Source organism: Sandarakinorhabdus sp. (assembly GCF_031422795.1).
GTDB lineage: Bacteria > Pseudomonadota > Alphaproteobacteria > Sphingomonadales > Sphingomonadaceae > Sandarakinorhabdus.
The window spans coordinates 1-9,200 of record NZ_JANPML010000322.1 but is presented as its reverse complement, the minus strand read 5'-3'; the positions used below and the strand labels follow the sequence as shown (position 1 = coordinate 9,200).

General features: G+C 65.6%; 8 protein-coding genes and 1 tRNA gene. 3 read left to right on the top strand and 6 right to left on the bottom strand.

Annotated features, from left to right (window positions below; translation table 11 throughout):
- The 3 genes from RMO81_RS11685 to RMO81_RS11675 form a co-directional block, all read left to right on the top strand.
- Window positions 1–395, top strand: a 395-nt coding sequence (locus RMO81_RS11685) for an aminotransferase class III-fold pyridoxal phosphate-dependent enzyme (protein ID WP_310476057.1), incomplete at its 5' end; no start/stop codon positions are given.
- An 11-nt stretch (window positions 396–406) separates the two neighbouring features.
- On the top strand, window positions 407–1,753 hold the full coding sequence (locus RMO81_RS11680; protein WP_310476055.1) for a glutamine synthetase family protein: 1,347 nt from the start codon (window positions 407–409) through the stop codon (window positions 1,751–1,753).
- A complete protein-coding gene (locus RMO81_RS11675) occupies window positions 1,750–3,030 on the top strand; it encodes an FAD-binding oxidoreductase (protein ID WP_310476054.1) in 1,281 nt (426 codons plus the stop codon). Before RMO81_RS11680 ends, RMO81_RS11675 begins: the two co-directional genes overlap by 4 nt.
- Before the next feature lie 20 nt (window positions 3,031–3,050).
- Here the strand turns inward: RMO81_RS11675 and RMO81_RS11670 are convergent.
- From RMO81_RS11670 to RMO81_RS11645, 6 genes are all read right to left on the bottom strand, one after another.
- Window positions 3,051–3,126: transfer RNA gene (locus tag RMO81_RS11670), tRNA-Lys, on the bottom strand.
- Between the two features lie 118 nt (window positions 3,127–3,244).
- The gene (rodA, locus tag RMO81_RS11665) at window positions 3,245–4,354 is read right to left on the bottom strand and encodes a rod shape-determining protein RodA (protein ID WP_310476053.1); all 1,110 of its coding nucleotides are present in this window, start codon (window positions 4,352–4,354) and stop codon (window positions 3,245–3,247) included.
- A gap of 5 nt (window positions 4,355–4,359) precedes the next feature.
- On the bottom strand, window positions 4,360–6,363 hold the full coding sequence (gene mrdA / locus RMO81_RS11660; protein WP_310476052.1) for a penicillin-binding protein 2: 2,004 nt from the start codon (window positions 6,361–6,363) through the stop codon (window positions 4,360–4,362).
- Window positions 6,356–6,883, bottom strand: coding sequence for a rod shape-determining protein MreD (gene mreD, locus RMO81_RS11655; protein WP_310476051.1), 528 nt, complete (start codon window positions 6,881–6,883; stop codon window positions 6,356–6,358). The genes mrdA and mreD overlap by 8 nt, the downstream gene beginning before the upstream one ends.
- A 37-nt stretch (window positions 6,884–6,920) precedes the next feature.
- Window positions 6,921–7,877, bottom strand: coding sequence for a rod shape-determining protein MreC (mreC, locus tag RMO81_RS11650; protein ID WP_310476050.1), 957 nt, complete (start codon window positions 7,875–7,877; stop codon window positions 6,921–6,923).
- A 35-nt stretch (window positions 7,878–7,912) separates the two neighbouring features.
- Window positions 7,913–8,953, bottom strand: a complete 1,041-nt coding sequence (locus RMO81_RS11645; protein ID WP_310476049.1) for a rod shape-determining protein — start codon at window positions 8,951–8,953, stop codon at window positions 7,913–7,915.
- Window positions 8,954–9,200 lie beyond the last annotated feature (247 nt).

Below are 9,200 nucleotides of genomic sequence, written 5' to 3'. Positions count from 1 at the left end.
ACCCAACGGCGGCGGCCGTCGCCTTGAAGAACCTGGAGATCATCGAGCGCGAGGATCTGATCCGCCGCACCCGGGAAGACAGCGGCCCCTATCTGGCGCAGCGCCTTGCCGAACTCGCCCGCCACCCGCTGGTGGGCGAAGTACGCAGTCTGGGCCTGATCGCGGCGGTGGAAATCGTGGCGGAACCCGGCACCAACCGGCGCTTTGGTGCGGGCGGAAAGGCCGGTTACGTGGTACGGGATATCTGCATCGCCAATGGCTTGATGGTGCGCGGCGTGAAGGATTCGATCGTGATGAGCCCGCCGCTGATCATCAGCCATGCCGAGATCGACCGGATGGTGGACATCATCGCTGCGGCGCTGGACGAGGCCGAGCCGGCGTTGCGCGTTTTATAAGGGAGGCCATCATGGCCGATATTGGTGACTGGGTGCGGGACAAGGGCATTTCCGAAGTGGAATGCCTGGTGCCCGACATGAACGGCGTGCTGCGCGGCAAGGTGTTTCCGGCCGCCAAGCTGGTGCAGTTTTCCCGCAACAACGCGCTGCGTCTGCCATCATCGGTGTTCTCGCTGACGATCACCGGCCAATATGCCGATGTTGATGAACATGTGGAGGCCTATTCCGATCCGGACATGGTGTTGCGGCTTGATGCGGCCACCTTGTGCGTGGCGCCGGGCTTCAAGACGCCAACCGCCTATGTGTTTGCCGATGCGCATCATGCCGATGGCACGCCCTGGGCCTCCTCGCCGCGCCATCTGCTGAAACGGGTGGTGGCGCTGTATGAAGAACGCGGCTGGCAGCCGGTGATGGCGCCGGAACTGGAATTCTATCTCACTGCGCCCAACCCCGATCCCGATATTCCGCTGACTCCGCCAGCCGGGCGCTCGGGCCGCGCCGAAACCTCGTCGCAGCCCTATGGCCTCGAAGCCATCACCGAGCATGAGGATCTGATCGAGGCGATCTACGAATATGCCGAAGCGGCCGATCTCAATCTCGACACGATGATCCATGAAGCCGGCACCGCCCAGCTGGAAATCAATTTCGTCCACGGCGATCCGGTGCGGGTGGCCGATCAGGTCATGCTGTTCAAACGCATCGTGCGGCAGGTGGCGCTGAAACACGGGGTGTATGCCACCTTCATGGCCAAGCCGATGGAACATCAGCCCGGCAGCGCCATGCACCTGCACACATCGGTGGTGGGCCTCGCCGACGGTCACAATCTGTTCGCCAATGCCAACGGCAGCGATGCGGCGCTGTTCCGCCATTTCGTGGGCGGGCTGCAAGGCTATCTGCCGGCACTGGCGCCGATGTTCGCGCCCAATGTCAACAGTTTCCGTCGGATGCGGCCCGATCATGGCGCGCCGATCAACGTGCAATGGGGCAGCGACAACCGCAGCTGCGGGCTCCGGGTTCCGATCACTGATCGCCACAACCGCCGCGTTGAAAACCGGCTGCCGGGTGCCGACGCCAACCCCTATCTGGCGATGACCGCCACGCTGATCGCCGGCTATCTGGGCATGACCGAAGAACTGGAACCGTCGCCCAAAACCTCCGGCAACGCCTACAACTTCGAACGCACGCTGCCGCGCAGCCTGGAGGCGGCGCTGGAACGCTTCAACGATTGCGATCCGGTGCGGGCGCTGCTCGGCGATTATTTCTTCCGCAGCTTCACCACCATAAAGGCGGCCGAACTGGAAGCTTTCCAGGGCGTGATCAGCAGCTGGGAGCGTGACCATCTGCTGTTGAAGGTGTGAACGACAGCCTCGCCTTCGCGGCCAGCTGGTATGCGGCGACGGCCCATGCTGCACCCACTCACGCAGCGCTGGCCGGCGACACCCAGGCCGATGTCGCCATCATCGGCGGTGGCGCAACCGGGCTGTCGGCGGCGCTGCATCTTGCCGAACGCGGCGCCAGCGTGGTGCTGCTGGAAGCGGGGCGCATCGGTCACGGCGCGTCAGGCCGCAACGGCGGGCAGATCATCCCCGGTCTGCGGCTGGGCGCTGCCGATCTGGTGGCGCGCTTTGGCGCGGAACGCGGCGGCGCGCTGTTCCACCTCGCGCTGTCGGCCCGCGATCTGGTGGTTGATCTGGTGGCGCAGCACGGCATCGATTGCGATCTGGCGCTCACCGGCCACCTCACCACCGCCGTGCGGCAACGTGATCAGGATGATTTCGCGCACGAGGCCAAGGCGGCAGCGCGATTGGGCTATCACGGCCTGTCGGTGCTGGACGCGCCGGCGGCGCAGGCAGCCGTCGCCAGCCCCAGCCATGGCGCGCTGCTTGATGCTGGCGGCGGCCATTTTCACACGTTGAATTATACGCTGGGCCTCGCCCGTGCCGCTGCGGCCGCCGGCGCGCGCCTGCATGAATCAAGCCCGGTCACGCGGCTGGAACGGCGGGCAGGGGGCGTAGAGCTGCACACGCCCACCGGCATCGTTACCGCCGCGCAGGCCATCGTGGCCGGCGATGCGCTGCTCGGGCCGCTCAACGCCCGTGTCCACAGCCGCATCATGCCGGTGGCCAATTATATCGTCACCACCGATGTGCTGCCCGATGGCGGCGCCGCCCTGATCCCCGGCAATCAGGCGGTGAGCGACAGCCGTTTCGTCGTCAATTATTTCCGCCGCACGCCTGATGGCCGGTTGATGTTCGGCGGCGGCGAACGCTACAGCCCGCACCCGCCGGCCGATATGGCCGCGTTCGTGCGGCCGTTCCTTGAACGCAGCTTCCCGATGCTGGCCGGCGTTGGCATCACTCACGCCTGGGGCGGCCTTGTCTCCATCACCCGCAGCCGCCTGCCCGATATCGGCCGCAATGGCCCGCTGTTGTGGGCACACGGCTATTCCGGTCAGGGCGCAGTGCTCTCCACCCTCGGCGGCGCGCTGCTCGCCGAGGCTGCAATGGGCGAGAGCAGCCGCTTCCACCAGTTCGCGGCGGTGGCCCCTTCGGGCTTTCCCGGCGGCTCGCTATTGCGCGGCCCCCTGCACGTGCTCGGCATGCTCTGGTACGCCCTGCGCGACCGCATGGGCTAATCGGGATATTGAAGAAATGATGGTGGACGCACCAGGGCTCGAACCTGGGACCCGCTGATTAAGAGTCAGCTGCTCTACCGACTGAGCTATACGTCCAAACGCTGCGAAAGCGTAAGATCGGGCGGCGGAGCCGACCGGTCGGGAGCGGGCGATTAGCAGGGGGGTGGGGGGTTGTAAACCGGTTTTTTGTGAAGCCGTCGCAAACGACCCGCGATCAATCAAACCGGGGACGGTTGACGCGGGCGATGCCCATCACCACGCCCAGCAGGATCATCACCGTCATCATCGCGCTGCCGCCCCAGCTGATCAGCGGCAGCGGGATGCCAACAACTGGTGCAAGGCCCATCACCATCATCATGTTGATGGCCAGATAAAAGAACAATGTGGCGGTGAGGCCAAGGGCCAGCAAGCGCTGGAACTGGCTGCCGGCATTGATCGCCGTGCGAATGCCCCACATCAGCACCAGGCCATAGAGGATGATGACGAACAGGCCGCCGATCAGGCCCCATTCCTCGGCCATGGTGGCAAAGGCGAAATCGGTGTGGAGTTCGGGCAGATAATCCAGATGGCTCTGGGTGCCGTTGAGGAAGCCCTTGCCGCTGATGCCGCCCGAACCGATGGCGATCTTGCTTTGGGTGATGTGATAACCGGCGCCGCGCGGGTCGCTTTCGGGATCGAGGAAGATCAGCACCCGCTTGCGCTGATAATCATGCATCATGCTCCACGCCACGGGCAGCATCGCCGCCACCGCCGCAGTCGCCGCGCCGAACAGCCACATGCGCACACCGGCGAGGAACAGCATCACCACCCCGCCGAACATGATGGCCAGCGCCGTGCCCAGATCGGGTTGCAGCATGACGAGACCGACAGGCATGGCGATCAGCGCCAGTGCCGGGATCAGCACATCGGGCCGGCTTTCATAACCCTTTGGCACATACTGATAATAACGCGCCAGCACCAGCACGATGGCCAGTTTCATCATTTCCGATGGCTGGAACTGCATGATGCCAATATCGAGCCAGCGTTGGCTGCCGCCGCGCACGGCGCCGGCCAGTTCCACGCCCACCAGTGCCGCCAGCAAGGTGAAATAGATCGGCCAGGCCAAGCTCAGCCAGCGTTCGGGCGGCACCAGCGCCAGTGCCAGCGCGCCGATCAGCAGGATGGCAAAGCGCACCCCCTGTTTCAGCGCCCACGGGTTCAGGGAGCCGCCAGCGGCGGAATAGAGCACGACCAGACCAAAGCCGGCGAGAGCGCAGACCAGCAGCACCACCCCCCACGGCAGGCGGGCCAGTTCGCGGCGCCAGGGTCCGTTGAGCAGGTCCATCGGCGCTATTCGGGTTCGCGGGGCGGCTGCGGCGCGTCCGCATCGGCGATTTCGAATTCTGGCGGCTTGATGTCGAGCTTGAGCCAGCTGGGCATCATCGCTTTCGTTTCGCTGGCGATGCTGGCGGCGGCTTCATTCTGCAGGCGCAGGGCACGCAGGCGGGCGGCTTCGGCCTCGATCGGTGGCAGCACGGCCAGTGCCCGCTGCGGCTCGAACAGGAAGCTCAGCACGTCGCGCGCGATGGGCGCGGCATAGCGGCCGCCGGCGATGCCATGTTCGATGATCACCGAACACGCATAACGCGGGGCATCGGCCGGGGCAAAGGCGACGAACAACGCATGGTCGCGCTGTTTCCACGGCAGCGCTTCGTTGCGGATCACGCCGCGCTTGCGTTCGGCTGCCGAAATCCGGCGCACCTGGGCCGTGCCGGTCTTGCCGGCAAACAGCACGTCGCCGATCGGGCTGCGTGCGGCGCGGGCGGTGCCATAGCCGGCATTGATCACGTCCACCATGCCCTGGCGCACCAGATCGAGGTGCCAATCGGGGATGCCCAGCGACGGGAAGTCGGCAGCCGGGCCATCGGCAATCAGGCGCGGCATCACTTCGCGGCCGCTGGCCAGCCGCGCCGTCATTACGGCCAGCTGCAACGGGTTGGTGATGATATAGCCCTGGCCGATTGACGCGTTCAGCGTCTCGCCCTCGCGCCAGTCGCCCTTTTTGGGATCAGGGCCATAGCGGCGCTGTTTCCACGCCTTGTCGGGCACGATGCCATCGGCCTGACCGGGCAGCGGCAAGGGATATTCCTGGCCCAACCCCAGCCGCCGCGCCATGGCGGCGATGGCATCGATGCCCACCCGGCGCCCCATGGCATAGAAATAGGTATCGCAAGACAGCGGCAGCGCGCGGTGCATGTTGACCCCGCCATGGCCGCGCCGGGCGTGGCAGTGCCAGGTGTTGTTGCCCAGCCGGTATTTGCCTGAGCAGCCTACCGTATCGGCAGGATCGATGCCGGCTTCCAACGCTGCCAACGTGGTCACCATCTTGAAGGTCGAACCGGGCGGGTAAAGGCCCATGGCGCTCTTGTTCAACAGCGGCGTGTGATCGTCTTTTTGCAGGGCGTTCCACAGTTTTGCCGGCACGCGGCGCGAGAAGATGTTGGGATCATAGGCCGGCATCGACACCATGCACAGCACATCGCCGGTGACGATATCCATGACGATGACACTGGCCGAATTGTCCCCCAGCCGGCGGGCGGCATAATCCTGCAGGTCGCGATCGATGGTCAGCTTCAGGGTGTCGCCGGGCTTGTCGGCATTGGTGCCCAGTTCGCGCACCAGTTCACCGCGGGCGGTGATCTCGACGCGCGACGAGCCGGCGGTGCCGCGCAGCTGCCGATCGGCAAAGCGCTCGATCCCGTCCTTGCCGATGCGAAAGCCCGGATAGATCAGCAGCGGGGTTTTCTCCTCGCGATATTGTTCCGGGGTCGGGGCGCCGACATAGCCGACAAGGTGGGCGAAATGATCAGCCTCAGGGTAGAAGCGCGAGAAGCTTTGCACCGGGGTGACGCCGGGCAGGGTGGCGAGCCGGACGTTGCAGGCGGAAAATTCCCGCCAGCTAAGATTCTGGCGCACCACCACCGGCATGAAGCTGGGCTGGGAGCGCAAATCTTCGCGGATGCGGGCGTCTTCGGCCACATCGATTTCAAGCACGGCGCGGATGGCGACCAGCGTCGCGTCAAGGTTTTCCACTTCGGCCGGGCGCAGTTCCAGCCGGTAATCCGGGCGGTTCATGGCGATGGGTTTGCCGTGGCGATCGACGATCCAGCCGCGCCGGGGCGGAATCAGCCGATCCTGAACGCGGTTTTCCTGCGCGCGCAGCTGATAGCTCTCGCCTTCGAACACGGCGAGCCAGGCCATGCGCCCGGCGAGCAGCACGCCGGTGCCGGCCATGCCCGCGCCCAGCAGCAACGCGCGGCGCGAAAACGCCATGCGGCGAACCGGATCATCCATGGCGCCAATGGGGTGCGGTAGACGCCAGCTTGCGTTGAATGGCGGCACACAGGCGCACCACCAGCGGCCACGCCGCCACGCTGGTCAGCCATTGCCACAACAGCGGCAGCACCGGCGTGGGTCGCCCGGCCAGCGCCATCAGCGGCCCGGTGAGCAGCGAAAAACCCAGCAAGACGCTTGCCACCAGTAGCCAATCGAACATCGATCCATGGCGCCCGAACACCTGGCCGGTCATCCGCATCACGCCGGTGGCGATGGCAAACAACGTGGCATTCACGCCCAGCGGCTGCCCGAACAGCAGATCAGCCAGCATGCCGATGCAGAAGGCCACCCACGGCGGCATCAGCACGGGTTGCAGCATCGCCCACACCAGCACGCCCATCAGCGCCAGGTGCGGCATCGCCGGCACGCTCAATGGCAGCGGTGCCAGCATCAGCACCAGCATCACCACACTGACCATCGCCGGCACCGCAAACCGCCACAGCGACAGCAACCAGCGCCGGCGTTCATCCGGGGTCATCAGCAATGCGGGGGGTGGCGGGCTGGCGATCACGGGATCAATTTGCCGCTGGTTCTTTGGTGCGCAGGCGCGGAGGCGGCGCGCCGCGGGTGCGGGCTTCCACCGGCACCGGTGCATCAAACACCGGGCCCTGCGGCTGGGTCTCGGGAATGGGCAGCCAGCTGGTTTCCACCGTGACAAAGCCGCCGCCCAGCGGGCTGGTAGCAAGGCGGATCACCGGGCCATCGGCGCGTGGATCAACCACCACGCCCACCGGCACGCCGGGCGGATACACGCCGCCATCGCCGGACGTGACGATGCGATCACCAACCAACAGCGCCAGTTCCGGCCCGATGCGATCAGTCAGCAGCAGGGTGGGCAGATTGCGCCCAATCGCAAGCCCGGCCTGGCCAGTGCGCTCGACGATCACCGGCACGCGGCTCAGCGGATCAGTGAGCAGCAGCACCCGGGCGGACTGGCGGCCCACTTCCAGCGTGCGGCCAACCAGGCCTTCAGCGCCAATCACCGGCATGTAGCGGGTGATGCCAATGCTGCTGCCCACGGCCAGCATGGCGGTGCGGGCGACGCTGCCCGACGTTGCGGCCGCGATGCGGGTGGTGGCCAGCACGGTGCGACCCGGTTCGCGCACCGCCATCAGGGCCTTTAACTGTTGCAGTTCGCGCTGGCCGTTGCGGGCGGCCCGCAGCCGCGCATTGGCCTTGTCGAGTTCGGCTTCCAATTGGTCGGCCCGGGAAACCGCGCCGAAATAATCGCCGACATCGCCGCCCAGCTTGGCCGCGCCATCGATCGGCGCACGCACCACCGACCACAGGGGCGCAACGATATCCGTGGCCGCCGCGCGCACACCGTTGGCGGTTTCGGGATTGACCCGCGCCACCAGCAGCAGGATCAGCCCGGCCGCAATCACGCCGCCCGACACCACAGCCGAAACCAGCGCAAGATTCTGCTCCCGCCTGATGGCGGAGGGGCGGCGAGGGGCGGGAGTCCAGTCCATGGGTCCCTAGTCGATCAATGGTTGCGGGCAGCGGTTCAGGCGGTGATCAGCACACCGCGATACATCGGATCTTCCAGCGCGCGGCCGGTGCCAATGGCAACGCAGGTGAGCGGTTCGTCGGCGACGCTGACCGGCAGGCCGGTGGCTTCGCGCAGCACAACATCCAGATCGCGCAGCAGGGCGCCGCCGCCGGTGAGCACGATGCCCTGATCAACGATATCGGCGGCGAGTTCGGGCTGGGTGTTTTCCAGCGCGGCGCGCACGCCTTCCACGATGGTGGCCACCGGTTCGGCCAGAGCTTCGGCAATCTGGCCCTGGTTGATGAAGATCTCGTTGGGCACGCCGTTCATCAGGTCGCGGCCCTTGATGGAAATGGTCTCGCCAATGCCATCGGCCGGCTTCTTGGCGGTGCCGATTTCCTTCTTGACGCGCTCGGCCGTGGCTTCGCCGATCAGCATGTTGTGGTTGCGGCGAACATAGTTGATGATGGCTTCATCCATCTTGTCGCCGCCCACACGCACGCTGGTGGTATAGGCCAGGCCCTTCAGCGACAGCACGGCGACTTCGGTGGTGCCGCCGCCGATATCGACAACCATCGAACCGATCGGTTCGGTGACGGGCATGCCGGCGCCGATCGCAGCGGCCATCGGCTCTTCGATCAGATAGACCTGGGTGGCGCCGGCGTTGTTGGCGGCGTCGCGGATGGCGCGCTTTTCAACGCTGGTCGAACCCGACGGCACGCAGATGACGATTTCGGGATAGCGGCCAAAGCGGCTGGTCTGCACCTTCTTGATGAAGTGCTTGATCATCTGTTCGGCCACATCGATATCGGCAATCACGCCATCGCGCAGCGGGCGGATGCACTCGACGTTGCCGGGGGTGCGGCCCATCATCACCTTGGCTTCGTTGCCGACGGCTTTCACGATCTTGTTGCCGCGAATGGTCTCGATGGCGACCACGCTTGGCTCGTTGAGCACGATGCCGCGTCCCCGCACATAGACCAACGTGTTGGCGGTTCCCAGATCGATGGCCATATCCTGGGACAGGAAGGAAAACATCCGGCTGAAGGGCGACATATCGGGGCTTTTACCAGGTTTGGAGGGTTTTAGGGCACAAGAATGGGATTCGCGAGCGGGCGCGACCAATCAGCCGGCTTTGGCCTCGAATGGCCGATTCTGCAAGGGTCAAGGCCAATGTGGAACGCTGGGCAGATGACACTGCGCCCAACTGCCCCTATTACACGGCGGTGCCCATTCCCAAATCTTCTATCAGGCGCCTCCCCGAAACCCTGATCAACCGCATCGCTGCCGGCGAAGTGGTGGA